The organism is Geodermatophilus normandii (assembly GCF_003182485.1).
GTDB lineage: Bacteria > Actinomycetota > Actinomycetes > Mycobacteriales > Geodermatophilaceae > Geodermatophilus > Geodermatophilus normandii.
In genome coordinates this window covers 3686927-3712068 of sequence record NZ_QGTX01000001.1, presented here as the reverse complement: position 1 = coordinate 3712068, position 25142 = coordinate 3686927, and the positions used below count along the sequence as shown (strand labels likewise).

Below are 25142 nucleotides of genomic sequence, written 5' to 3'. Positions count from 1 at the left end.
GGTCACCGTGGCCATCGTCGGGGCGCCCGGGCTGGGCCGGGACTTCGGCGGCGTGCTGGCGGTGCTGCCCGGCTTCCTGCTGCTGGCGATGCTGCTCACCGGCGTGCGCCTGACCGTCGTGCGGCTGACCGCGGTGCTGGGCGCCGGGGTGGTCGCCGTCGGCACGCTGGCCTTCCTCGACTGGCTGCGCCCGGCCGCCGAGCGCAGCCACCTGGGCCGCTTCGTCGAGCAGCTGCTCACCGGCGAGGCGTGGACGGTGGTCAGCCGCAAGGCCTCGGCCAACCTCGGCATCCTGCTCGGCTCCGCGCTGGCCTGGATGCTGCCCGTGGCGCTGGTCGCCGCGATCTGGCTGGTGCGGCGGCGCCGGCCGCGCGGGCCGGGGCTGCTGCGCGAGGGCGGCTCGGGACTGCGGCTCGCCGACGCCGCCGTGCTGCGCGCCGGCCTGGTCGCCGCGGCCCTCAGCCTGGCCCTGGGCGCCGCGGTCAACGACTCCGGGGTGGCGCTCCCGGCGACCGCCGCGGCGCTGCTGGTGCCCCTCCTGGTCGACCTCGCCGCCACCGCCCGCGGCGGGCGCGCGGAGCCCCCGGCGGCGACCGGGGCGAGGGGGACGACCGTGTTACGGTGGGTTCCCGTGGGTCGACCTGGAACTCCTGAGCAGTCCGCATCGCGTCGCCTCTTCTCCAACTCCCAGCCGACGAAGTTCGTCTTCGTCACCGGCGGGGTCGTGTCCTCTCTCGGCAAGGGCCTGACGGCCAGCTCGCTCGGCGCGCTGCTGTCCGCCCGCGGGCTGCGGGTCACCATGCAGAAGCTGGACCCGTACCTCAACGTCGACCCGGGGACGATGAACCCGTTCCAGCACGGCGAGGTGTTCGTGACGGAGGACGGCGCCGAGACCGACCTCGACGTCGGGCACTACGAGCGCTTCCTCGACACCGACCTGGGCGCCCGCTCGAACGTCACCACCGGGCAGGTCTACTCCGACGTCATCGCCAAGGAGCGGCGCGGGGAGTACCTGGGCGACACCGTGCAGGTCATCCCGCACATCACCAACGAGATCAAGTCGCGGATCCTGGCGGCGGCCGAGTCGCCGGTCGTCGACGAGGACGGCGTCGACTCCGGGGTGGACGTCGTCATCACCGAGATCGGCGGCACCGTCGGCGACATCGAGTCGCTGCCCTTCCTCGAGGCCGCCCGGCAGGTGCGCCACGAGATCGGCCGTGACAACTGCTTCTTCCTGCACATCTCCCTGGTGCCCTACATCGCGCCGTCGGGGGAGCTGAAGACCAAGCCGACGCAGCACTCGGTGGCCGCGCTGCGCAACATCGGCATCCAGCCCGACGCGCTGGTCTGCCGCGCCGACCGCGAGATCGGCACGGGCCTCAAGCGCAAGATCAGCCTGATGTGCGACGTCGACGCCGAGGGCGTCATCTCCTGCCCCGACGCGCCGTCGATCTACGACATCCCGAAGGTGCTGCACCGCGAGGGCCTCGACGCCTACGTCGTCCGCCGGCTCGGCCTGCCCTTCCGCGACGTCGACTGGACCGTGTGGGGCGACCTGCTCGAGCGGGTGCACCGGCCCAAGCAGACGGTGACGATCGCGCTGGTCGGCAAGTACGTCGACCTGCCCGACGCCTACCTGTCGGTCACCGAGGCGCTGCGCGCCGGCGGGTTCGCCCACCGCAGCCGCGTGCAGATCCGCTGGGTGCCCTCCGACGACTGCCAGACCCCCGAGGGGGCGGCGGCCGCGCTCGGCGACGTCGACGGCGTGTGCATCCCCGGCGGGTTCGGCGTGCGCGGCATCGAGGGCAAGCTCGGCGCCATCCGCTACAGCCGCACCAACGGCATCCCGACCCTCGGGCTGTGCCTCGGCCTGCAGTGCATGGTCATCGAGTACGCCCGCGACGTCGCCGGGATCGAGCAGGCCAACTCCGCCGAGTTCGACCCCGACACCCCCGACGCGGTGATCGCCACCATGGCCAGCCAGGTCGACGTCCTCGCCGGCGAGCGCGGCCTCGGCGGGACGATGCGGCTGGGCAGCTACCCCGCGCACCTGCAGAAGGGCTCGCAGGCCGCCGCGGCGTACGGCTCGACGGAGGTCACCGAGCGGCACCGCCACCGCTACGAGGTGGCCAACGCCTACCGCGACCGGCTGTCCGAGGCCGGCCTGGTGTTCAGCGGCACCTCGCCCGACGGGCTGCTCGTCGAGTTCGCCGAGCTGCCGCGCGAGGTGCACCCGTTCTTCGTCGGCACGCAGGCGCACCCGGAGCTCAAGAGCCGGCCCACCCGCCCGCACCCCCTGTTCGCCGCGTTCGTCGCCGCCGCCATCGACCGGGCCGAGTCCGCCCGGCTGCCGGTGCCGTTCGAGGAAGCCGAGAAGGTGGGCATCTAGTGACCGAGCCGGCCGCCGAGGGCGACTACCGCGTCCTCGGCACCGAGACGGTCTACGACGGCCGGGTCATCACGCTGGTCAAGGACACCGTGGCGATGCCCGGCGGCGGCGACAGCGTCCGCGAGGTGGTCCGCCACCCCGGCGCGGTGGCCGTCGTGGCGCTCACCGACGCCGGTGAGGCCGTGCTGCTGCGGCAGTACCGGCACCCGGTCGGCGGCTACCTGTGGGAGCTGCCCGCCGGCCTGCGCGACGCCGACGGCGAGCCGCCGCTGGAGACGGCGAAGCGGGAGCTGGCCGAGGAGGTGCGGATGGCCGCCGAGCGGTGGTCGCTGCTCACCACCACGTTCAGCACCCCCGGCTTCTGCGACGAGCTGGTGCTGGTCTACCTGGCCGAGGGACTGTCCGACGTCGACCGGCCCGAGGGCTTCACGGTGGAGCACGAGGAGCTGGACATGACCGTCGAGCTGGTGCCGCTGGACGAGGCGGTGCAGCGCGTCTTCGACGGGGCGATCCGCAACTCCGCCGCCGTCATCGGCCTGCTCGCCGCCGCCCAGCACCGCGCCGCGGGGACGACGCTGCGCCCCGTCGACGCCACGTAGCGCCCCACTCCCGTCGAGATCGCGTGACCTCGGCGGTCGGACCGGCGTGTCGCGTGCGGGATCACGGGATCTCGGCGGGTCACCCGATGACGACCGCGGGCGACGAGCCGACCTGCTCGTACTCGGTCACCCGGGTGTCGGCGTCGAGGACGAGCTCCTCGAGCCAGAAGACGTAGGCGACGCCGCTGGTGAGCCCGCCGATGCTCGCGGTCACCTCGCCGCAGTCCGCGCGCTGGCCGACGGTCACCTGCGGCGGCGCGGGCTGCACGCCGGCCACGAGCTGCTGGCTGACCGCGGTCACCCGGTACCCCTGGACGGCGTCGCGGCCGTCGGCCTGCCAGCTCACCGTCGCCGAGCCCGGGCCGGGCACGACCCCCGGCGGGACCTGCCGCAGGCCGCCGTAGCCACCGCACTGCGCGGGCGGCGGCGTGGTCTCCAGCGGCACGCCGTACGGGACCATCGGCGTCGGGACCTCGACCTGCAGCCGCCGCGGCACGGGCAGCGCGAGGACCGGCGTCTCCACGACCGGGTCGGGGACGGCGGTGACCGGCCGCGGGGCGTCGGCGACGCGGGCGGGCCCGGGGCGGTCGGCGGTGCCGGCGTCGCCGAACGGTGCCCACGAGGCGGTCACCTGCGCGGCGAGGTCCGTGGCCGGTGCCGACAGGGCCACCAGCCCGACCGCGGCCGCCGCCGCGACGCGCGTGGCGACCCCGCCCACCGACGGCCCGCGACGGCCCCGCCGACGCGACCGCGTGCGTCCCGTCCGTCCCACGCCCACCTCCCGGATCAGGAGGGGACATCGGCACCGGCGGGGGCCGACTCAACCCGAGCGCGGCGGCGCGGTGGCCCCGGAGCCCGCGGCGTCGGGCGCGGGCAGCCGCAGCCCGAGCCGGCCCGCCTCCAGCGCCGCGAGCGCCCGCACGGCGGCGGGGTCCCCGGCCCGCCAGGCCGCGCCGGTCCCGGGCGGCAGGTCGGCCAGCCGGGGCAGCGGGGCGGTGGCGACGGCGCGCGCGGCCAGCAGGTCCAGGTCCGGCTCGGCGCGGCCGGCCAGCCGGGACACCGCGCTCGCCTCGCGCACCCACGCCACGCGCCACGGCAGCCAGCGCGCGAGCAGCCAGCCCACCGGCAGCACGACCAGGACGACGGCGAGCACCGTGGCCAGCGTGCCGACGGCGTCCTGCGCGGCCTGCCCGGCCCCGGTCACCGACCCCGCGGCGTCGCCCAGCGCGTCGAACGGCGCGGACAGCTCGTCGCCGACCACCGGCACGTCGTCGGCCGCCGACGCCGCCGAGCCCATGCTGTCGGCCACCGACGAGCCGAGGTCCTCCACCGCCTGCCCCGGCTCGGCCAGCACGAGCACCGCGCCGTGCACGACCCGCGCCACGACGACCCACAGCACGATCCACGCCAGCAGGCCGACGTCGGCGAGCACCTGACCCAGGCGGCGGTCGGGCCGGGTGGCGTAGAGGCGCATCGGGGTTCCTCCTCCAGGGGGACGACCGGGCCATCGTGGGCGCTGGGCCCGGGTGCGGCAGCGCGGGCGGTCGTTAGGGTCGGCGGGTGTGGGCTCCCTCACCCGGGAGCGACGAGATCAGGTGCGGGCCGACGACCTCGGCCCGGCCGGGAGCGGGAGTGGTCATGCACGTCGGGGTGCCGCGTGAGGTCAAGAACAGGGAGTACCGGGTCGCGCTGACCCCGGCCGGGGTCACGGAGCTGACCCGGGCGGGGCACACCGTCCTCGTCGAGCGGGGCGCGGGGGAGGGCAGCTCGATCCCCGACGCCGACTTCACCGCCGCCGGCGCCCGGATCGTCGGGTCCGCCGACGACGTCTGGGCCGACGCCGACCTGCTGCTCAAGGTCAAGGAGCCGATCGAGGAGGAGTACGGCCGGCTGCGCGCGGGGCAGACGCTGTTCACCTACCTGCACCTGGCCGCCTCGCGGGCCTGCACCGAGGCCCTGGTCGCCTCCGGCACCACCGCGATCGCCTACGAGACCGTGCAGACGGCGAACGGCGCGCTGCCGCTGCTGGCGCCGATGAGCGAGGTCGCCGGCCGGATGGCGCCGCAGGTCGGGGCGCACAGCCTCGAGCGCGCGCACGGCGGCCGCGGCGTGCTGCTCGGCGGGGTGTCGGGCGTCTACGCGGCCAAGGTCGTCGTCATCGGGGCCGGGGTGTCGGGGATGAACGCCGCCACCATCGCCCTGGGCATGCAGGCCGAGGTCGTCGTCCTCGACCGCGACGTCGACAAGCTGCGCGCCGCGGACAACGTCTACCGCGGGCACCTGCAGACGGTCGCCTCCAACGCCTACGAGGTCGAGCGGGCCGTCCTCGACGCCGACCTGGTCATCGGTGCGGTGCTGGTGCCCGGCGCGAAGGCGCCCACGCTGGTGAGCAACGAGCTGGTGTCGCGGATGAAGCCGGGCTCGGTGCTCGTCGACATCGCCGTCGACCAGGGCGGGTGCTTCGAGGACAGCCGGCCCACGACACACGACGAGCCGACCTTCCGCGTGCACGAGTCGGTGTTCTACTGCGTGGCGAACATGCCCGGCGCGGTCCCGAACACCTCCACGCACGCGCTGACCAACGTGACGCTGCCCTACGTCATGGCCCTGGCCGAGAAGGGGACGCGCGCCGCGGTCGCCGCTGACCCGGCGCTGGCGCACGGCGTCAACGTCGTCGCCGGGCAGGTCGTGCTGCCGGAGGTGGCCGAGGCGCACGGGATGAGCGCCGTCGGCCTGGAGAAGGTGGAGGGAGACCTGCCCTGACCGTGACCCTGAGCGGGGCGCTGAGCGGGGCCCTGCCCGCGACCGCCGGTCCCGACGTCGAGCGGGTGGTGGGCGGCTACCTCGACCACCTCGCCGTCGAGCGGGGCCTGGCCGCCAACACCATCGCCTCCTACCGGCGCGACCTGCGCCGGTACGTGGAGTTCCTCGCCGCTGCCGGCGTCCGCGGGCTGGGCGAGGTGGCCGAGAGCGACGTCTCCGGCTTCCTCGCCGCGCTCCGGCAGGGGGGTGACGGGCACCCGCCGCTGTCGGCGACGTCAGCGGCGCGCGCGGTGGTCGCCGTCCGCGGGCTGCACCGCTTCGCGCTGCTCGACGGCCTGGTCCCCGGCGACGTCGCCGCCGAGGTCCGCCCGCCCGCACCGGCCCGGCGGCTGCCCAAGGCGATCCCGGTCGAGTCCGTCGTCGCGCTCATCGAGGCCGCGGGCTCGCTCGAGGGCCCGCGCGGGCTGCGCGACCGCGCGCTGCTCGAGGTGCTCTACGGCACCGGCGCCCGCATCTCCGAGGCCGTCGGCCTCGCCGTCGACGACCTCGACCGCGGGCAGGCGGTCGTGCGGCTGGCCGGCAAGGGCGGCAAGGAGCGGATCGTCCCGGTGGGCAGCTACGCGCTGCGCGCCGTCGAGGACTACCTGGTGCGTGCCCGCCCCGCGCTGGCCACGGCGGGGACGAGGGCCGGGCGAGACGGCGTGCGCGGGGGGCGGCTGTTCCTCAACGCCCGGGGCGGGCCGCTGTCGCGGCAGAGCGCCTGGGCGATCCTGCAGGCGGCGGCCGAGCGCGCGGGCCCGTCGGTGGAGCACGTCTCCCCGCACACGCTGCGGCACTCCTTCGCCACCCACCTGCTCGACGGCGGGGCCGACGTCCGCGTGGTGCAGGAGCTGCTCGGGCACGCGTCGGTGACGACCACGCAGGTCTACACGCTGGTGACCGTGGACAAGCTGCGCGAGGTGTACGCCAGCAGCCACCCCCGGGCGCTGTCCTGACGACCGGCCGGCCACTCGGCTGGCACCTCTTGCCCATGGGTACCGACGGGTAGCCGCGGCGCCACGGCAACATCCGCCAGCGACGGCGTGTCCCGTGGATCGTCGCTGGTGATCTCCCTACCGTTCCAGGGGACCCGAGCGGAAGGGGCGGCCGACCGCGGCCGGCACCGCCGGGGAGCACGGAGGAGTGGCGACTCATGGCGATCCGAGGAGACGTGGCCGGTCAGGCTCTCGCACTCCCGGCCGACGGCGGGGAGATGGGTGCGGCCGCCTCGCGGCTGGATCCGGCCCGCGCGCGACAGCGCAGGCTGCCGGAGCCGCCGCCGCTGACGGAGCACGGCCCGGCGCGCGTCATCGCGATGTGCAACCAGAAGGGCGGCGTCGGCAAGACGACGTCGACGATCAACCTGGGTGCCGCGCTGGTCGAGTACGGCCGCCGCGTGCTGCTGGTCGACCTCGACCCGCAGGGCGCCCTGTCGGTGGGCCTCGGCGTGCCCGCCCAGCAGCTCGAGCGCACCGTCTACAACGCCCTCATGGAGCGGCGGACCACGCTGGCCGACGTCCGCGTGGCCACCGACGTCCCGGGGCTGGACCTGGTGCCCAGCAACATCGACCTGTCGGCCGCCGAGGTGCAGCTGGTCAGCGAGGTGGCCCGCGAGCAGACCCTGCTGCGCGCCCTGGACTCCGTGCGCGACGAGTACGACTACGTCCTCATCGACTGCCAGCCCTCGCTGGGCCTGCTCACGGTCAACGCCCTGACCGCCGCCCACGGCGTGATGATCCCGCTGGAGTGCGAGTTCTTCTCCCTGCGCGGCGTGGCGCTGCTCGTGGACACGATCGACAAGGTCAAGGAGCGGCTCAACCCCGAGCTGGAGATCTCCGGGATCCTCGCGACGATGTACGACACCCGGACGGTGCACTGCCGGGAGGTGTTCAGCCGGGTGGTCGAGGCCTTCGGCGACACGGTGTTCCAGACGGTCATCCAGCGCACGGTGCGCTTCCCCGAGACCACCGTCGCCGGCCAGCCCATCACCACCTGGGCGCCGACCTCCTCGGGTGCGGCCGCCTACCGCGACCTGGCCAAGGAGGTCATCGCCCTGTGAGCCAGCGCGCGAGCTCACCGATGAGCGGAGCACCCCGGGGCACGCGCCCGCCGAGCACCGGCGAGGTGGGCGCGTGACCCGGCGTCCCGTGCTCCCCGGTGCCGCCGAGCTGTTCCGGCGGACCGACACCCCGCAGGCGGAGGTGACCGAGCTGCCGAGCCTGGCCTCGGCGGTCAGCTCCCCGGCGCTGCGCGGCGGCCGCCGTGCCGTCGACCCGGAACCGGCCGGCGACGCGCCCGCACCGCTCACCCTGGTGCCCGGCGGCGCTGCGGCCGACCCGCTGGCCGCCTACCGCACCGCGGCTCCGGCGCCCGCTCCGGCGCCCCGCCGGGTGCCCGGACCCGCGGCAAGGCCGCCCGCGCGGCCGGCAACTCCCGCACCCGGCACGACGAGAAGATCACCGTCTACATCTCCGCCGACGACCTGCTCGCGCTGGAGAGCGCCCGCCTCACGCTGCGCGCGCAGCACGGCGTGGCCGCCGACCGCGGCCGCATCGTGCGCGAGGCGATCTCCGTGCTGCTCGCCGACCTCGCCGAGCAGGGCGAGGACTCGGTGCTGGTCCGGCGTCTCCGCGGCTGAATCGTCGGTAGCACCGCCTACCCTTGCGTTCCGTGAGTGCGAGCACGCAGGCGGTGGCGGAGCGCGGGGTCGATCCCGCGCGCTTCACCGTCCGGCTCACCAACTTCGAGGGCCCGTTCGACCTGCTGCTGCAGCTGATCGGCCGGCACCAGCTCGACGTCACCGAGATCGCCCTGTCGGTGGTCACCGACGAGTTCATCGCCCACCTGCGGGCACTCGGGGACGAGCTCGACCTCGACCAGGCCAGCGAGTTCCTCGTCGTCGCCTCCACCCTGCTCGACCTCAAGGCCGCCCGGTTGCTGCCGGCCGCCGAGATCGAGGACGAGGACGACCTCGAGCTGCTCGAGGCCCGCGACCTGCTCTTCGCCCGGCTCCTGCAGTACCGCGCCTACAAGCAGGCCGCCGCGTTCCTGCGCGAGCGCGAGACGGGCGCGGCCGGCCGGTACGCCCGCGAGGCGCCGCTGGAGCCGCGCTTCGCCGGGCTGCTGCCCGAGGTGCTCCTCGGCACCACCCCCGAGCGGTTCGCCGCGCTGGCCGCGCGGGCGCTCACGCCCCGGGAGCCGCCCACCGTCGGCGTCGGGCACCTGCACGCGCCGCCGGTCAGCGTCGCCGAGCAGCTGCTCGCCGTGCGCACCGCCCTGGTCGGCGCCGGCACGCTCACCTTCCGGTCCCTCACCGGCGACTGTGCCACGACGCTGGAGGTCGTCGCGCGCTTCCTCGCGCTGCTCGAGCTCTACCGCCAGCAGCGGGTCACCTTCACCCAGCTGACGCCGCTCGGCGAGCTGCACGTGCGCTGGACCGGCCCGGCGGACCCCGGGCACGGCGCAGGGCCCGCGGACGACGGGCCCGACGTCGCCACGGAGGACCTGCCGTGACCGGGCCGGAGGAGCGCGCGCCGTTCTCGTGGGAGGCGCTGGCCGCCGAGCTCGAGGCGACCCGCGAGGAGGAGGCCGGCCGCCCCGACGCCGCCGACCCCGCGATCTGGGACGCCGTCGCCGCCGAGCTGGCCGCCCGGGTCGCCGAGCGCCCGGCCCCCGCCGCCGACGACGTCCCCCCGGTCCCCGCCGAGCCCGAGCCGCTGCCGCTGCCCGGGCTCGAGCTGCCGGCCGCGCCCGAGCCGGAGCCGGAGGCCGACCTCGACCCGGTCGAGCTGCGCGGCGGTCTGGAGGCGCTGCTGTTCGTCGCCGACGGCCCGGTCGACGAGGCGACGCTGGCCGCCGCGCTGCGCTGCCCGGTGGCCCGGGTGCGCGCCGCGCTGGCCGACCTCGCCGCCGACTGCGACGCCCGCCGCTCCGGGATCACGCTGCGCCGGGTGGGGGAGGGCTGGCGCTTCTACACCCGCGAGGAGTTCGCGCCGGTGGTCGAGCGGCACCTCGCCGAGGGACAGCGGACCCGGCTCACGCAGGCCGCGCTGGAGACCCTCGCCGTCATCGCCTACCGGCAGCCGGTGACCCGCGCGCGGGTGTCGGCGATCCGCGGGGTCGGCGTCGACGGCGTCATGCGCACCCTGCTGTCCCGCGGTCTGGTCACCGAGGTCGGCACCGACCCCGACAGCGGCGGCGGCCTCTACGGGACGACGCCGCTGTTCCTCGAGCGGCTCGGGCTGACCGGCCTCGACGAGCTGCCGCCGTTGGCGCCGCTGCTGCCCGACCCCGTCGCGCTGGCCCGGGAGCAGGCCGCGGAGGGCTGAGCGCCCGCCGATACCGTGCTCGTCGTGACCTCCCGCGCCCTCGCCGCCCCGCTCGCCCTCACCGCGCTGCTGCTGGCCGGCTGCTCGTCGGAGGAGGCCGAGCGCCAGGAGGCGTTCTGCGCGGAGGTGCCCGACCTGCTCTCGGAGATCACCGACGACGTCAACGCGGTCCAGTCCGACCCGCAGTCGGCGCCGCAGGTGCTCGACGAGGCGGTGCAGCGGCTGGAGGCCGTCGACCCGCCCGAGGCCGTCGCCGACGAGTGGGACGACCTGGTGTCCTCCTGGCGCGGCCTGTCCGACCTGCTCGACCAGGCCGACCTGACCGACCCCTCGGCCAACGCCGACCTGGCCCCGCAGCTGCAGGAGCTGCAGGGCGAACTGGTCTCCTCGGGCGAGGCCGTGGACGCCTACGGCAAGGAGAACTGCTGAGCGGTCCCGCGGCGGCCGGTCCCCGTCGCGGGGGTGGGAGACTGGGCGGCGATGGACACCGCACCGCATCCCGACGCGCTCCCCGATCCCTCCGAGCTGACGCCCGGCAGCCCCGGCGGTGAGGGCTGGTCGGAGGACATGGAGCTCGCGCCGGTCCACCCCGGCGACCGCGGGCCCGCCTCCGCGCCCGACGACCGGCAGGGGGAGCGGCTGCAGAAGGTCCTCGCCCGCGCCGGCGTCGGCTCCCGCCGCGTCTGCGAGGAGATGATCGACGCCGGCCGGATCAGCGTCAACGGCGCGGTCGTCAGCGTGCAGGGCATGCGCGTCGACCCCGCCACCGACAAGATCGCCGTCGACGGCCGCCGGATCGAGCTGCGCGACGACCGGGTCACCTACGCCCTCAACAAGCCGCCGGGCGTCATCACGGCGATGAGCGACGACCGCGACCGCCCGACCGTCGGCGACATGGTCGGCGACCTCGCGCCCGGGCTGGTGCACGTCGGCCGCCTCGACCAGGACACCGAGGGCCTGCTCCTGGTCACCAACGACGGCGACCTGGCGCACCGCCTGGCCCACCCGTCCTACGAGGTGAAGAAGACCTACCTCGCGCAGGTGTCCGGATCGGTCTCCCGCGAGCTGCACCGCCGGCTGCGGGCCGGCATCGAGCTCGACGACGGCCCGGTGAAGGTGGACTCCTTCCGCGTCGTCGACACCCACGCCGGGCAGTCGGTCGTCGAGGTGGTGCTGCACGAGGGGCGCAAGCACATCGTCCGGCGGCTGCTCGCCGAGGTGGGCCTCCCGGTGACGCGGCTGACCCGCACCGCGATCGGCCCGGTCTCCCTGCAGCGGATGCGCAGCGGCTCGATCCGCCGGCTCACCCGCCAGGAGGTCGGCGCGCTGGAGGAGCTCGTCGGCCTCTGAGCCCGCCGCGTGCCTCCCCGGCCGGGGGAGGCACGCGGCGGGCTCGGCCCAGCGGCCCGACTCAGCCCAGCGGCTCGACGGTGACCGGGGTCGAGAGCACGCGGTCGGCGCCGACGACCCGGTCGGGCCCGGTGAGCGTCACGGTCGCCCGCAGCCGCAGGTCCTCGCTCGAGGCGCCGACGGCGAGCTGCACCTCGCCGGCCTCCACCACGCGCCGCAGGTCCCGCCCGGTGAAGGACGCCCGGTCCGCGTGCAGCCGGAACGACACCCGCGCCGCGGCGCCGGCGGCCAGCTCCACCCGGGCGAAGCCCACCAGCCGGCGCAGCGGCTGCACCACGCTGGCCACCGGGTCGGACAGGTAGAGCTGCACCACCTCGGCGCCGTCGCGGCCGCCGGTGTTGCGCACCGTGCAGGAGACCGCCAGCTCGCCGTCGGTGGGCCACTGCTCGCCGGAGACCTCCAGGCCCGAGTACTCGACGGTCGTGTAGCCCAGGCCGTGGCCGAACGGGAAGGCCGGGGTCGGGTCGGCCGAGCTGATCCCGCCGGCCCGGCCGAGGGTCGGCGCCAGGTAGGTGGCCGGGGACCCGCCGGGCCCGTGCGGCACGGAGACCGGCAGCCGGCCGGAGGGGTCCACCCGGCCGCTGAGCACGCCCGCGACCGCCCCGGCGCCCTCCTCACCGGGGAAGAAGGCCTGCACGATCGCCGCGGCCCGGCCGGCGACCCCGCCCAGCGCGTACGGCCGCCCGGTGAGCAGCACGACGACCACGGGGGTGCCGGTCCCGAGCAGCGCGTCGAGCAGCTCGCCCTGCACGCCGGGCAGCCGCAGGTCGGCGGCGTCGCAGCCCTCGCCGGAGGTGCCGCGGCCGAACAGCCCGGAGCTGTCGCCGACGACGGCCACGCACACGTCGGCGTCCCGGGCAGCGGCCAGGGCGGCGTCGAAGCCGCTGCGGTCGGCCTCCTGGACCGGGCAGCCGAGGGCGGTGCGGACCTCGGCGTCCGGGAACTCGGCCCGCAGGGCGTCGAGCAGCGTGGGCACCTCCAGGCCCAGCGGCACGTCCGGGTGCTGCACGCCGACGTGGTTGGGGAAGGCGTAGCAGCCCATGAGGGACAGGACCTCGTCGGCGCACGGTCCGACGACGGCGACCCGCCGCGGTGCGGCCAGCGGCAGGACGCCGCGCGGGTTGTCCAGCAGGACCACCGAGCGCTCCGCCAGCACGCGCGCCAGCTCCCGCAGGTGCGGCGGGTCGAAGTCCAGGGGCTCCCCGCTGCGCAGTGCCTCCGGCTCGGGGTCCCAGCCGGCGTCGAGCAGGCCGAGCTCGCCCTTCTGCCGCAGGACCCGCTCCAGCGCACGGTCGACCAGCGCCTCCGGGACCTCGCCGGACCGGATCCGCTCCAGCAGCGGCGTGCCGTAGCAGCGGACGGTCGGCAGCTCGACGTCGACCCCGGCGGCCAGCGCCAGGGCCGCGGCCTCGCCCGGCGAGCCGGCCACGTGCTGGGTGGTCTCGAGGAACGAGACGCCGAAGTAGTCGGCGACGACCACGCCGTCGAAGCCGAGGGTGTCGCGCAGCAGGCCGGTGAGCAGCGTGGGGTCGGCGGCGGGCGGGACGCCGTCGACGGCGGCGTAGGAGTGCATGACCGAGCGGGCGCCGCCCTCGCGCAGCGCGGCCTCGAACGGCGGCAGCAGCAGGTCGGCGAGCTCGCGCGGCCCCAGGCGGACCGGGGCGTGGTTGCGCCCGGCCCCGGAGGCGGAGTAGCCGGCGAAGTGCTTGAGGGTGGCGACGACGCCGGTGCCCTCCAGGCCCCGCACGTAGGCGCTGCCCAGCGTCGCGACCAGGTGGGGGTCCTCGCCGATCGTCTCCTCGGTGCGGCCCCAGCGGGCGTCGACGGTGACGTCGAGGACGGGCGCGAGGCCCTGGTGCACGCCGATGCGGCGCATGAGCGCCCCGATGCCCGCGGCCATCTCCTGCACGACGGCCGGGTCGAAGGTGGCGCCCCAGGCGAGCGGGGTCGGGAACACCGTCGCCTGCCAGGCGGCCAGCCCGGTCAGGCACTCCTCGTGCGCGATGGCCGGGATGCCCAGGCGCGAGCCCTCGACGATGCCGCGCTGGGTGCTCGCCAGGACGCGGGCGCCGGTGAGCGGCTCGACCGGCACGGTGCCGAACACCCGGGTCAGCTGCCCGAGGCCGGGGCGGGTCAGCTCCTCCCACGGCGGCAGCGGCTCGGAGAACTCGTGCTGGTTGGGCGCCACGTCGGCACCACCGTCGGGGCCCTCGCCGATCGTCGTCCACACGCCGTAGAGCTGGGCGACCTTCTCCTCGAGGGTCATCTCGGCCACGAGCTCGCGCACCCGCTCGGCCAGGGGGCGGGAGGGGTCGCGCCAGGTGCCGGCCCACCCGTCGGCACCGGGACGGTCGGCACCGGGACGGTCGGCACCGGGACGGTCGGCACCGGGACGGTCGGCGAGGGGCTGGTCGGTCACGGGTGCTCCAGTCGTGCGGGCGGGAGACCGGCGGCGCAGGGGACACGCCCGCCGGCCGGTGCGGGGGAGGGGCGGGTCAGGGACGGCGAGCCGTGGAGGCGCGCGGCACCAGCGAGGTGGCCAGCTCGACCCGCTGGCTGGCGAGCTCCCGGCCGCTGACCAGGTCGAGCAGCATGCGCCCGGCCATCCGGCCCATGTCGGCCAGCGGCTGGCGCACGGTGGTCAGGGGAGGGGAGGACCAGCGGGCCATCGGCAGGTCGTCGAAGCCGACGACGGACAGGTCGCCGGGCACCGACAGGCCCGCCTGGCGGGCGGCCTCGAGGACGCCGAAGGCCTGCTCGTCGCTGCCGGCGAAGACCGCCGTCGGCCGGTCGGGCAGCTCGAGCAGCTCGCGGGCGCGCTCGTAGCCGCCGTCGTGGTGGAAGTTGCCGTGGCGCACGAGCGCCGGGTCGGCCCGGATGCCGGCGCGGTCGAGCGCGGCGCGGTAGCCGTCGATGCGCGCCCGGCTGCACAGCCAGTCCTCGGGGCCGCCGATGACCGCGATCCGCCGGTGCCCCAGCTCGACCAGGTGCTCGGTGGCGGCCATGCCGCCGGACCAGTTGGTGGCGCCGACGCTGGGCACGTCCGGACCGGGCATGTCGACCGGGTCGATGACGACGACGGGCAGGTGCGAGCGGCCGAGCCGGCGCTGGTCGGCCGCGGTGATCCGGGAGGTGACGACGATGGCGCCGCGGCGGCCGCCGGCGATGAGCGAGCGCACCCAGTCCCCGCCCTGCGGCCGGGCCGCCAGCGAGTCGAGGACGATCTCCAGTCCGCTCTCGGTGATGCCGCGCAGCAGCTCGACCGCCCAGGGGCTGTCCAGCGCGGTGAACACGACGTCGACCAGCGGGCTCTCCGGCTCGGGCGCCGGCCGCCGGGACAGGGGCACGTAGTCGTACTGGTCGAGCAGGGCCAGGACGCGCTCGCGGGTGGCGGGGGCGACGTCGGTCTTGCCGTTGACGACCTTGGACACCGTGGGCAGCGAGACGCCGGCCGCCGCGGCGATGCTGGCGAGGGTGGGGCGGCCGGCCGTCTGCTCGTGCACTGTCGGTCCTCCGAGGTGGCCGGCCGCCGGCGCCGGTGCCGGTCGGATGTGATCGGCGACGCTATCGAAACTTCTCCGATACCGCCAGCCCTCCCATCCGTCCTGGTCAGGATACGGGCCGTGGCGCAGGTCACCCCGTCGACCCCGAGGGGCGCCACGCGGGCGCCAAGACGGTGCGTTGACAGGTCCCGTGACGTGGCTTACGTTCTCGCACCACCCCGAAACTTTCGGTTTTCAACGTCGAAACAGAAAGGCGGCGATGGGATGACATCCCGGCGTCTGACCCGTGGTGCCGCATCCGCCGGCGCGCTCCTCCTCGCGGCGAGCCTGGTCGCCTGCGGCTCCTCCGGCCCCGCAGGGGCCGGCGGCGGAGGCGGCGGCGACGCCGCCCAGGTGTGGGCCCTGCAGGACACCGTGCTGAACCCGATCGAGGAGTCCTCGATCTCCCGCTTCAACGAGACCAGCGAGGCCGGTGACGCCGAGCTCGCGACGTTCGGCAACGACCCCTACAAGCAGCGGCTGCGCGTCGCCCTGAGCTCACCCGAGGCGCCCGACGTCTTCTTCAACTGGGGCGGGGGCAACCTCAAGGAGTACGTCGACGCCGGCGCGGTGGAGGACCTCACCCCGCTGCTGGAGGAGGACCCCGAGCTGCGCGACTCGTTCATCCCGAGCGTGCTGGAGGCCGCCCAGCTCGACGGGAAGTACTACGGGATCCCGATGCGCGGCGTGCAGCCGGTCGCGCTGTTCTACAACCGGGCCGTGCTCGACGCCGCCGAGGTGGAGGTCCCGCAGACCTGGGAGCAGCTGCTCGCGGCCGTCGACGCGCTCAAGGCCGAGGGCGTCACGCCGATCGCCCTGGCCGGCTCGCAGTCGTGGACCGAGCTCATGTGGATCGAGTACCTGCTCGACCGCGTCGGCGGCCCGGAGGTCTTCCAGGCGATCCGCGACGGCGAGCCCGGCGCCTGGGAGCACCCGGCGGTGCTCCAGTCGCTGCAGCTGGTGACCGACCTGGTCGACCGGGGCGCCTTCGGCGACGACTTCGCCTCCGTGGGCTACGACGTCGGCGGTGCGTCGACGATCCTCGCCCAGGGCGACGCCGGCTTCCACCTCATGGGGTCCTGGGAGTACGTCAACCAGCTCGGGCAGAGCCCGGAGTTCGTCGAGGCCGGCGACCTCGGCTGGGCGCCGTTCCCGGCGGTCGAGGGCGGTGCCGGTGACCCGGCCAACGTCGTCGGCAACCCGACGAACTTCTACTCGGTCGTCGCGGACAGCGACCACCGGGACGTGGCCATCGAGTACGTGACGACGGCGCTCAACGACGAGCAGTACGTCGAGGACCTGGTGGCGGCCGGCGACGTGCCCGCGGTGGCCGGTGTCCGCGACCAGCTGGAGCAGGCGGAGAACGCCGACTACACGACCTGGATCTACGACCTGGTCGAGGGCGCGCCGAACTTCCAGCTGTCCTGGGACCAGGACCTGCCCGCCGACCAGGCCACGGAGATGCTGACCGAGCTGCAGCGGCTGTTCCTCGGCGAGCAGACCCCCGAGGGCTTCGTCGCCGCGATGTCCGCGGCCTGAGCCACCACCGCACCCGCACCGCACCACCGCACCACTCCACGGCAGGGGACCCGGCATGGCAGGCACCACCCTCGTCACCACCGCGCCGAGCCCGGCGCCGACGCCCCGGGGCCGGCCCCGGGGGACGCGCGAGCGCCCCTCGGGCTGGTACCTGGCGCCCGCGCTGGCCTTCTTCGGGTTCTTCGCGGTGCTGCCGATGGGTCTGGTCGTCTACCTCAGCTTCACCGACTGGAACGGCTTCGGGTTCCCGCAGCCGTCCGGGGCGGCGAACTGGGAGCGCCTGGTCGCCGACGGCGAGGCGCGCGACGCCCTGCTGCTCACCCTGCTGTTCATGGTGGTCACCTGGGCCGTCCAGACCCCGATCGCGCTGCTGATCGGGGTCTGGGCGGCCGGGCGGCAGCGCAACCGCGCCGTCCTCAGCTCGCTGTTCTTCCTGCCCCTGCTCCTGTCGACGGCGGCGATCGCGCTGCTGTGGGCCTCGGTGCTCGACCCCAACTTCGGGGTGACCCAGGCGCTGCCGTTCCTCGACCGGTTCAACTTCCTCGGCGACACCGACATCGTCATCTACACCGTCGTGTGGGTCGTCTCCTGGCAGTACGTCCCGTTCCACACGCTGCTCTACCAAGGCGCCGCCCGGCAGATCCCGCACAGCCTCTACGAGGCGGCCACCATCGACGGGGCCGGGCGCTACCGCCAGTTCTTCACCATCACGCTGCCGCTGCTGAAGTACACGGTGATCACCTCGAGCGTGCTGATGATCGTGGGCTCGTTCACCACGTTCGACACGATCCTCATCCTCACCGGGGGCGGCCCGGGGACGACGACCCGCATCGCGCCGCTGTACATGTACATCACCGGCTTCAGCGGCTTCGAGTTCGGCTACGCCAGCGCCATCGCGGTCCTGCTGCTGGTCCTCGGCGCCGGGCTGTCCCTGTTCGTCACCCGTGTCACCGGCTTCCGGGCCATGCAGAGCCAGCAGGAGGGCCTGTGACCGCCACCGCGCTCCCGACCCGCGGCGCGTCCGCGGCCCCGGTGCCGCCGCGTCCCCGCGGCCGGCGCCGCCGCGAGCGGCCCAACCTCCTGGCCGGCCTGCTGTCTCTGGTCTGGCTGGTGCTGGTCGCCGTCCCGCTGTACTACCTGGTGTCGGGCAGCCTGCGGACCCGGCAGGACTACCTGTCGACCAACCCGCTCGTCCCGCCGTCGGACCCGACGCTGGAGAACTACCGGACCGTCTTCGAGGGCGGCTTCCCGACGTACCTGCTCAACACCGTCGTCGTGACGCTGGCGACCGTGGCGATCGTCGTCGGGCTGACGCTCCCCGGGGCCTACGCCATCGCCCGCAACGGCGGCCGCTTCGTGCAGCGAGGCTTCTCGCTCCTGCTCGTCGGCCTCGCGATCCCCGCCCAGGCGGCGATCATCCCCGTCTACCTCATGATCACGCAGATGCGGATGTACGACACCCTGCTGGCGGTCATCCTGCCGACGGCGGCCTTCGCGATGCCGGTGGCGCTCCTGGTGATGGTCAACAGCCTGCGCGACATCCCCGGCGAGCTGTACGAGGCGCAGACCCTCGACGGCGCCGGCCCGTTCGCGGTGCTGCGCCACCTCGTGCTGCCGCTGGCCAAGCCGGCGATCACCACGGTGTCGGTGTTCACCTCGCTCACGGCCTGGAACGGCTTCCTCTTCCCCCTGGTGCTCACGCAGTCGGAGGACACCCGCGTGCTCACCCTGGGGCTGTGGGACTTCCAGGGGCAGTTCGGCACCAACGTGCCGGGCCTGCTCGCGGCCGTGACGCTGTCGGTGGTGCCGATCTTCGTGCTGTACCTGATCGGCCGGCGCTACCTGCTCAGCGGCCTGACGGCCGGCTTCGGCAAGTAGCCGGCCGTCAGTGCGCTCCCAGCCACCGGGCGGGGTCGTCGACGACGTCGGCGAGCGCGCGCAGCGCCGCTCCCGTCGCGCCGGCCGCCGGTGCGCCGGGCGCGGCCTCGACCCGGGGCCGGCGCCAGCGGGCCGACAGCACGCGCCGGCCCAGGTGCTCCTCGAGCGCCGGCCGCAGCAGGCCGGCGAGCTCGCCGAGGTGGCCGCCGAGGACCACGACCGGCACGTCGAGCACGTTGAGCACGCCGGCGAGCGCGACGCCCAGCGCGCGCGCCGCGCCGGCCACCGCCGCGGCCGCGGCCGGGTCGCCACCGGCCGCGCGCCGGGCCAGCTCGCCGGGGGCGGTGCCGCGGGGCAGCCCGGCGGCGGCGAGCAGGGCGTCGCGCCCGGCGTACTGCTCGAGGCAGCCGGTGGAGCCGCAGCGGCAGGCCGGCCCGTCGGGGTCGACGCACACGTGGCCCATCTCGCCGGCCCAGCCCGAGCTGCCGCACATGACGCGGCCGTCGAGCACCGTGGCGCCGCCGATGCCGATCTGACCCGAGAGGTAGACGAAGTCGCGGTGCGGGCCGGGACGGCCGGGCGCGGTCTCGGCCACGGTGCGCGCGGCGAGGTCGGCCTCGTTGCCGGGCACCGCGTCCAGCCCGCCGGGCAGCCGGGGCGCGAGCAGGTCGGCCGGGCGGACGTCGGACCAGCCGAGGTTCGGCGCGCGCAGCAGCACGCCGGTGGCGCCGTCGACGATGCCGGGCAGCGCGAGGCCGGCGCCGGCCACCCGGGTGCCGTCGGGCAGCCCGCCGAGCAGGCCGGCGGCCAGGGCGCCCAGGCGGGCCAGGGTGGCCGCGGGGTCGCTGCCGCGCAGGTCGCCGGGCTCGACCCGCTCGCTCACCACCCGGCCGCGCAGGTCGAGCACCCGGCCGGCGAGCAGGCCGGCGTCTGCCTGCAGGCCCAGCGCGACGACCCGGGAGCCCGGGGCGAGAGGCGTGGCCGGCCGGCCCCGGCGGCCCGACGGCGTCGCCTCCACCTCGTCGAGCAGGCCGCCGGCGACGAGGTCGTCGGCCAGGCGGGCGGCCGTGGCGCGGGTCATCCCGGTGGCGGCCGCGACGTCGGCACGCGACGGTGGGGCGTCGGCGGTGCACACCGTCCGCAGCACCCGGGCGAGGTTGGCCCGGCGGGGAGTGCCCGGTCCCGCGCGGATGCCCTCGGGACTCGACACCGGCACGGGCACGGGGTTGAGGTTAGCTGTGACGTGCATTATGTTCTAGTCCGAAACAAAACCTGGCTCCGCACTCCGTTCCCGGGAGGAACCCCATGACCCAGCCCACCCGCGAGGACCGCTTCTCCTTCGGCCTGTGGACCGTGGGCTGGAACGCCCGCGACCCGTTCGGCGAGGCGACCCGTCCGCCGATCGACCCGGTCGAGAGCGTGCACCGCCTGGCCGAGCTCGGCGCCTACGGCGTCACCTTCCACGACGACGACCTGATCCCGTTCGGCACCGAGAGCGGCGAGCGCGACAAGATCATCGAGCGCTTCAAGGGCGCCCTCGAGGAGACCGGCCTCGTGGTGCCGATGGCGACCACCAACCTGTTCACCCACCCGGTGTTCAAGGAGGGCGCGCTCACCGCCAACGACCGCGGCGTCCGCCGGTTCGCCATGCGCAAGGTCATGCGCAACATGGACCTCGCCGCCGAGCTCGGCGCCACGACGTACGTGCTGTGGGGCGGGCGCGAGGGCGCGGAGGTCGACGGCGCCAAGGACCTCACCGCGGCGCTGGACCGCTTCCGCGAGAGCATCGACACCCTCGCCCAGTACTCCGAGGACCGCGGCTACGGCCTGCGCTTCGCGCTGGAGCCCAAGCCCAACGAGCCGCGCGGCGACATCTTCCTGCCCACCATCGGGCACGCGATCGCCTTCATCAGCACCCTCGAGCACGCCGACCTGGTGGGCGTGAACCCCGAGGTCGGGCACGAGCAGATGGCCGGGCTGAACTACACGCACGGCATCGCCCAGGCGCTGTGGCAGGGCAAGCTCTTCCACATCGACCTCAACGGCCAGCACGGCATCAAGTACGACCAGGACCTCGTCTTCGGCCACGGTGACGTGCTGAGCGCCTTCGCCACCGTCGACCTGCTCGAGCACGGCGGCCCGAACGGCGGCCCGGCCTACGACGGCCCCCGCCACTTCGACTACAAGCCGCTGCGCACCGAGGACCTCAAGGGCGTGTGGGAGTCGGCCGCGGCGAACATGCGCACCTACCTGCTGCTCAAGGAGCGGGCCGCCGCCTTCCGCGCGGACCCGGAGGTCCAGGAGGCCCTCGCCGACGCCGCGGTGCCCGAGCTCGCGCAGCCGACCCTCGAGGGCGGCTCGTACGAGGAGCTGCTGGCCGACCGCTCGGCGTTCGAGGACTACGACGCCGAGGCCGCCGGTGCCCGCCGCGGCGGCCAGGTCCGGCTCTCGCAGCTCGCCGTCGAGCACCTGCTCGGCGCCCGCGGCTGACCGACCGGCCGATGACGCTCGTCGCGGGGGTCGACTCCTCCACCCAGGCCTGCAAGGTCGTCGTCCGGGACGCGGCGTCCGGGACCCTCGTGCGCGAGGGCCGGGCGCCGCACCCCGACGGCACGGAGGTCGCCCCGCGGCCTGGGCCGCCGCCCTCGAGCAGGCGGTGGCCCAGGCCGGCGGCCTCGACGACGTGGCGGCGGTCGCCGTCGGCGGCCAGCAGCACGGCATGGTCTGCCTCGACGAGGACGGGGAGGTCGTCCGCGACGCGCTGCTGTGGAACGACACCCGCTCGGCCGGTGCCGCCGCCGACCTCACCCGCGAGCTCGGCGACGGCCAGGCGGGGCGTCAGGCCTGGGCCGACGCCGTCGGGCTGGTGCCGGTGGCCTCCTTCACCGTCACCAAGCTGCGCTGGCTGGCGCAGGCCGAGCCGGAGAACGCCGCGCGCACCGCGGCGGTGTGCCTGCCGCACGACTGGCTGACGTGGGTGCTGGCCGGCCGCCCCGGACTGGACGCGCTGGTCACCGACCGCGGTGACGCCAGCGGCACCGGCTACTGGTCGGCGGCCACGGGGGAGTACCGCCCCGACCTGCTCGAGCGCGCCTTCGGCGCCACGCCGCACCTGCCGCGGGTGCTCGGGCCGGCCGAGGCCGCCGGGACCTCGACGACCGGCGCGGTGCTCGGACCGGGCACCGGCGACAACGCCGCGGCCGCCCTCGGCCTGGCCGCGGAGCCCGGCGACGTCGTCCTGTCGGTCGGCACCTCCGGCGTCGTCTCGATCGTCTCGGACACCCCGGCCGCCGACCCCACCGGAGCGGTGGCCGGGTTCGCCGACGCCACGGGCCGGTTCCTCCCGCTGGTCGCCACCCTCAACGCCGCCCGCGTCCTCGACGCGACCGCCCGGCTGCTCGGCGTCGACCACGAGGAGCTGTCCCGGCTGGCGCTGTCGGCTCCGGCCGGCGCCGGCGGCCTGGTCGTCGTCCCCTACCTGGAGGGCGAGCGGACGCCGGACAGGCCGACGTCGACCGGCGCCGTGCACGGGCTGACGCTGGCCACCTCGACGCCGGCGCACCTGGCCCGTGCCGCCGTCGAGGGGCTGCTGTGCGGCCTGGCCGACGGCCTCGACGCCGTCCGCGCCACCGGAGCCGAGGTCCGCCGCGTGCTGCTCGTCGGTGGCGGTGCCCGCTCCGAGGCGGTCCGCCGCATCGCCCCGGCCGTCCTCGGTGTGCCGGTGCTCGTGCCGCCGCCGGGGGAGTACGTCGCCGACGGCGCCGCCCGCCAGGCGGCGTGGGTGCTGTCCGGCGCGGCCGCGGCGCCGGAGTGGGCGCGGCCGGGCACCGAGGTCCACGAGGCCGACCCGACCCCCGCCGTCCGCGAGCGCTACGCCGAGGTCCGCGACCTCACCGCCCAGCGCGCCTGACCGACCCCGTCCCCGAACGACCCCGCACCGCCACCACCCGGCACCGTCGCCGAACCCCGCGAGGAGCACGCCATGGCCACCGTCACCTACGACTCCGCGACCCGCCTCTACCCCGGCGCCGACCGTCCCGCCGTCGACGCGCTGGACCTGGAGGTCGCCGACGGCGAGTTCCTCGTCCTCGTGGGCCCCTCCGGCTGCGGCAAGTCGACGTCGCTGCGGATGCTGGCCGGTCTGGAGGACGTCGACGGCGGCCGCATCCTCATCGGCGAGCGCGACGTCACCGACCTGCCCGCCAAGGCGCGCGACATCGCGATGGTGTTCCAGAACTACGCGCTGTACCCGCACATGACCGTGGCCGACAACATGGGCTTCGCGCTCAAGATGGCGAAGGTCGGCAAGGCCGAGATCGGCGAGCGGGTCCGCGAGGCGGCGCGGCTGCTCGACCTCGAGCAGTACCTGGACCGCAAGCCGCGGGCGCTGTCGGGCGGTCAGCGGCAGCGGGTGGCGATGGGCCGGGCGATCGTGCGCAAGCCGCAGGTGTTCCTCATGGACGAGCCGCTGTCCAACCTCGACGCCAAGCTGCGGGTGCAGACCCGCACGCAGATCGCCCAGCTGCAGCGGCGGCTGGGGATCACCACGGTCTACGTCACCCACGACCAGACCGAGGCCATGACGATGGGCGACCGGGTGGCGGTGCTCAAGGACGGCCTGCTCATGCAGGCCGGCCGGCCCCGGGAGCTCTACGACCGGCCGCGCAACGTGTTCGTCGCGGGCTTCATCGGCTCGCCGGCCATGAACCTCGTCGAGCTGCCGGTGGCCGAGGGCGGGGTCCGCCTCGGCGACGCCGTGCACCCGGTCGAGCGCGAGCTGCTCGGCCGCGCGGACGCCGACCGGGTGGTGCTCGGCGTCCGGCCCGAGGACCTCGAGGTCACCGCGCAGGGCCTGCCGGTGGAGGTCGACGTCGTCGAGGAGCTCGGCGCCGACGCCTACGTGTACGGGCACGCCGACCTCGACGGGCAGCGGCACACCGTGACCGTGCGGGTCGACGGCCGCCGTCCGCCGTTGAAGGGCGACCTGCTGCACGTGAGCCCGCGCGCCGGCCACGTGCACCTGTTCTCCACCGTCGACGGCGAGCGGCTCGGGTGAGCCTCCCGCCCACAGGCGAGCAGCACGTCCTCCGCGCCGGGGACGCCGAGGCCGTCGTCGTCGAGGTCGGCGGCGGCCTGCGCACCTACCGCGCCGGCGGCCGCGACGTCGTCGACGGGTACGACGCCGGCGAGATGGCTCCCGACGTACGGGGCAACGTCCTCGCCCCGTGGCCCAACCGGCTCCGGGACGGCGAGTGGTCCTGGGACGGCGCCGCGCTGCGCACCCCGGTGACGGAGCCCGAGCGGGGGACGGCGATCCACGGCCTGGTGCGGCACGTGGCCTGGCGGCTGCTGGCCCGGTCGGCGGACTCCGTGGTGCTGGAGCACCTGCTGTACCCGCAGCCGGGCTATCCCTTCACCCTGCGACTGCGGGTGGGCTACGAGCTGTCCGCGGACGGGCTGCGGGTGACCACCACCGCCACCAACGAGGGCGGCGCCGACCTGCCCTACGGCGAGGGCCACCACCCCTACCTCGCCGCCGGCCCGGGCGTGCGGGTCGACGACTGCACCCTGACCCTGCCCGCCGCCACCCGGCTGCTCACCGACGACCGGCTGCTGCCGGTGGGGAGCGAGCCGGTGCAGGGGACGCCGTTCGACCTGCGCGGGGGACGGCCGGTCGGCGACCTCGTCGTCGACGACTGCTTCACCGACCTCGCACGGGACGCCGACGGTGCCGCCGAGGTCCGTCTCGTCCGCCCCGACGGCAGCGGCGCCGCCGTCTGGATGGACGCCTCCTACGGCTACCTGCAGGTCTTCACCGGCGACGTCGTCCAGCCGCCGTCGCGCCGGCGGCAGGGGCTGGCCGTCGAGCCGATGACCTGCCCGCCGGACGCGCTGCGCTCCGGCGAGGCCCTCGTGCGACTGGCGCCGGGGGAGTCGACGACCGGAACCTGGGGCATCCGCCCCCTCTGACCGCGCCGCCCCGCCGGCGGGTACCGCGCCGGCCGGTCGGCCGTCACCCTCGACCCGCCCCCGCCGCTCAGCCGGCCGGGGAGGAGCCTGTGGAGCGCTGTCGGCGGACGAGGGGAGGGCCGGTGGCGCGGGGTACCTAGACTCGACCGGGCACCCCGGATCCGGGAGCCGGGACCGATCGAGGAGGGTGCACGTGGCCGTACGGGCCATCCGCGGCGCGACACAGGTGGACGCCGACGACCGCGACCAGGTCCTCGAGGCCACCCGCGAGCTGGTGAGCACCGTGGTCGAGCGCAACGGCCTCGACCACGACGACATCATCAGCATCCTGTTCACGGCCACCCCGGACCTCGTCTCGGAGTTCCCGGCGCTGGCCGCCCGCGAGCTCGGGATGGGCGACGTGCCGCTGATGTGCGCCACGGAGATCGGGGTCGCCCACGCGCTGCCGCGGGTGCTGCGGCTGATGGCGCACGTGGAGACCGACCGGCCGCGCGCGGAGATCCAGCACGTGTACCTGCGGGGTGCCGTGGCGCTGCGACGGGACATCGCGCAGTGAGCGAGCGCCAGCGAGCGGAGACCACTGCGCGGAGCGATCGCGCAGTGAGCGAGCGCCAGCGAGCGGAGACCACTGCGCGAGGCGATCGCGCAGTGAGCGAGCGCCAGCGAGCGGAGACCACTGCGCGGG

At 75.5% G+C, this 25142-nt stretch carries 22 protein-coding genes; 17 read left to right on the top strand and 5 right to left on the bottom strand.

Annotated features, from left to right (window positions below):
* Positions 1 to 88: 88 nt before the first annotated feature.
* Positions 89 to 2389, top strand: coding sequence for a CTP synthase (locus JD79_RS17935; RefSeq protein ID WP_425454193.1), 2301 nt, complete (start codon positions 89 to 91; stop codon positions 2387 to 2389).
* Positions 2389 to 2988 carry an NUDIX domain-containing protein gene (locus JD79_RS17930; RefSeq protein ID WP_110006636.1) on the top strand — a complete coding sequence of 200 codons (600 nt, stop codon included), beginning with the start codon at positions 2389 to 2391 and terminating at the stop codon, positions 2986 to 2988. The genes JD79_RS17935 and JD79_RS17930 overlap by 1 nt, the downstream gene beginning before the upstream one ends.
* A 79-nt stretch (positions 2989 to 3067) precedes the next feature.
* Here the strand turns inward: JD79_RS17930 and JD79_RS17925 are convergent, their stop codons facing one another.
* Positions 3068 to 3706 carry a hypothetical protein gene (locus tag JD79_RS17925; RefSeq protein WP_110006635.1) on the bottom strand — a complete coding sequence of 213 codons (639 nt, stop codon included), beginning with the start codon at positions 3704 to 3706 and terminating at the stop codon, positions 3068 to 3070.
* Between the two features lie 102 nt (positions 3707 to 3808).
* Positions 3809 to 4462 (bottom strand): hypothetical protein, encoded by a 654-nt coding sequence (locus tag JD79_RS17920; RefSeq protein ID WP_110006634.1) that lies wholly within the window; start codon positions 4460 to 4462, stop codon positions 3809 to 3811.
* A gap of 164 nt (positions 4463 to 4626) precedes the next feature.
* Between JD79_RS17920 and ald the strand changes: the two genes are divergently transcribed.
* The 7 genes from ald to JD79_RS17880 all read left to right on the top strand — a co-directional run bounded on the left by ald (position 4627) and on the right by JD79_RS17880 (position 11468).
* Entirely contained in the window at positions 4627 to 5751 is a 1125-nt protein-coding gene (gene ald, locus JD79_RS17915) for an alanine dehydrogenase (protein WP_110007827.1), read from the top strand.
* Between the two features lie 2 nt (positions 5752 to 5753).
* On the top strand, positions 5754 to 6746 hold the full coding sequence (locus JD79_RS17910) for a site-specific tyrosine recombinase XerD (protein ID WP_245900187.1): 993 nt from the start codon (positions 5754 to 5756) through the stop codon (positions 6744 to 6746).
* A 197-nt stretch (positions 6747 to 6943) separates the two neighbouring features.
* A complete protein-coding gene (locus JD79_RS17905) occupies positions 6944 to 7849 on the top strand; it encodes a ParA family protein (protein ID WP_110006633.1) in 906 nt (301 codons plus the stop codon).
* Positions 7850 to 8460: 611 nt separating this feature from the next.
* Positions 8461 to 9303 (top strand): segregation and condensation protein A, encoded by an 843-nt coding sequence (locus JD79_RS17895; protein WP_245900186.1) that lies wholly within the window; start codon positions 8461 to 8463, stop codon positions 9301 to 9303.
* Complete coding sequence (scpB, locus tag JD79_RS17890) at positions 9300 to 10118, top strand: SMC-Scp complex subunit ScpB (protein WP_170149263.1); 819 nt, start codon at positions 9300 to 9302, stop codon at positions 10116 to 10118. The genes JD79_RS17895 and scpB overlap by 4 nt, the downstream gene beginning before the upstream one ends.
* Positions 10119 to 10142: 24 nt before the next feature.
* Positions 10143 to 10547, top strand: coding sequence for a hypothetical protein (locus JD79_RS17885; protein ID WP_146220486.1), 405 nt, complete (start codon positions 10143 to 10145; stop codon positions 10545 to 10547).
* Positions 10548 to 10598: 51 nt separating this feature from the next.
* On the top strand, positions 10599 to 11468 hold the full coding sequence (locus JD79_RS17880) for a pseudouridine synthase (RefSeq protein WP_110006630.1): 870 nt from the start codon (positions 10599 to 10601) through the stop codon (positions 11466 to 11468).
* 61 nt (positions 11469 to 11529) lie between these two features.
* On the opposite strand, the gene JD79_RS17875 is transcribed toward JD79_RS17880, so the two are convergent.
* Together JD79_RS17875 and JD79_RS17870 are read right to left on the bottom strand one after the other, a co-directional pair.
* Positions 11530 to 13947: a beta-xylosidase/alpha-l-arabinosidase gene (locus JD79_RS17875; RefSeq protein ID WP_245900185.1), complete on the bottom strand. Its 2418-nt coding sequence runs from the start codon at positions 13945 to 13947 to the stop codon at positions 11530 to 11532.
* Between the two features lie 76 nt (positions 13948 to 14023).
* On the bottom strand, positions 14024 to 15031 hold the full coding sequence (locus JD79_RS17870; RefSeq protein ID WP_110006629.1) for a LacI family DNA-binding transcriptional regulator: 1008 nt from the start codon (positions 15029 to 15031) through the stop codon (positions 14024 to 14026).
* Positions 15032 to 15295: 264 nt separating this feature from the next.
* On the opposite strand from JD79_RS17870, the gene JD79_RS17865 reads away from it, so the two are divergent.
* Genes JD79_RS17865 through JD79_RS17855 form a run of 3 tightly spaced genes read left to right on the top strand, consistent with a single transcriptional unit; the run spans position 15296 to position 18487 of the window.
* Positions 15296 to 16609: an extracellular solute-binding protein gene (locus JD79_RS17865; protein ID WP_110006628.1), complete on the top strand. Its 1314-nt coding sequence runs from the start codon at positions 15296 to 15298 to the stop codon at positions 16607 to 16609.
* A 55-nt stretch (positions 16610 to 16664) separates the two neighbouring features.
* Positions 16665 to 17600: a carbohydrate ABC transporter permease gene (locus JD79_RS17860; RefSeq protein WP_110006627.1), complete on the top strand. Its 936-nt coding sequence runs from the start codon at positions 16665 to 16667 to the stop codon at positions 17598 to 17600.
* Positions 17597 to 18487: a carbohydrate ABC transporter permease gene (locus JD79_RS17855; RefSeq protein ID WP_170149262.1), complete on the top strand. Its 891-nt coding sequence runs from the start codon at positions 17597 to 17599 to the stop codon at positions 18485 to 18487. Before JD79_RS17860 ends, JD79_RS17855 begins: the two co-directional genes overlap by 4 nt.
* 7 nt (positions 18488 to 18494) lie before the next feature.
* Here the strand turns inward: JD79_RS17855 and JD79_RS17850 are convergent, their stop codons facing one another.
* Complete coding sequence (locus JD79_RS17850; RefSeq protein WP_245900184.1) at positions 18495 to 19709, bottom strand: ROK family transcriptional regulator; 1215 nt, start codon at positions 19707 to 19709, stop codon at positions 18495 to 18497.
* A gap of 83 nt (positions 19710 to 19792) precedes the next feature.
* Here JD79_RS17850 and xylA point away from each other — a divergent pair, with 83 nt between their 5' ends.
* From xylA to aroH, 5 genes are all read left to right on the top strand, one after another.
* A complete protein-coding gene (gene xylA, locus JD79_RS17845; RefSeq protein ID WP_110006625.1) occupies positions 19793 to 20977 on the top strand; it encodes a xylose isomerase in 1185 nt (394 codons plus the stop codon).
* 166 nt (positions 20978 to 21143) lie between these two features.
* Positions 21144 to 22397, top strand: coding sequence for an FGGY-family carbohydrate kinase (locus JD79_RS17840; RefSeq protein ID WP_245900183.1), 1254 nt, complete (start codon positions 21144 to 21146; stop codon positions 22395 to 22397).
* Between the two features lie 72 nt (positions 22398 to 22469).
* Positions 22470 to 23543, top strand: a complete 1074-nt coding sequence (locus JD79_RS17835) for an ABC transporter ATP-binding protein (protein ID WP_110006624.1) — start codon at positions 22470 to 22472, stop codon at positions 23541 to 23543.
* Positions 23540 to 24457 carry an aldose 1-epimerase family protein gene (locus JD79_RS17830; RefSeq protein WP_110006623.1) on the top strand — a complete coding sequence of 306 codons (918 nt, stop codon included), beginning with the start codon at positions 23540 to 23542 and terminating at the stop codon, positions 24455 to 24457. Before JD79_RS17835 ends, JD79_RS17830 begins: the two co-directional genes overlap by 4 nt.
* Positions 24458 to 24650: 193 nt before the next feature.
* A complete protein-coding gene (aroH, locus tag JD79_RS17825; RefSeq protein ID WP_110006622.1) occupies positions 24651 to 25013 on the top strand; it encodes a chorismate mutase in 363 nt (120 codons plus the stop codon).
* Positions 25014 to 25142 lie beyond the last annotated feature (129 nt).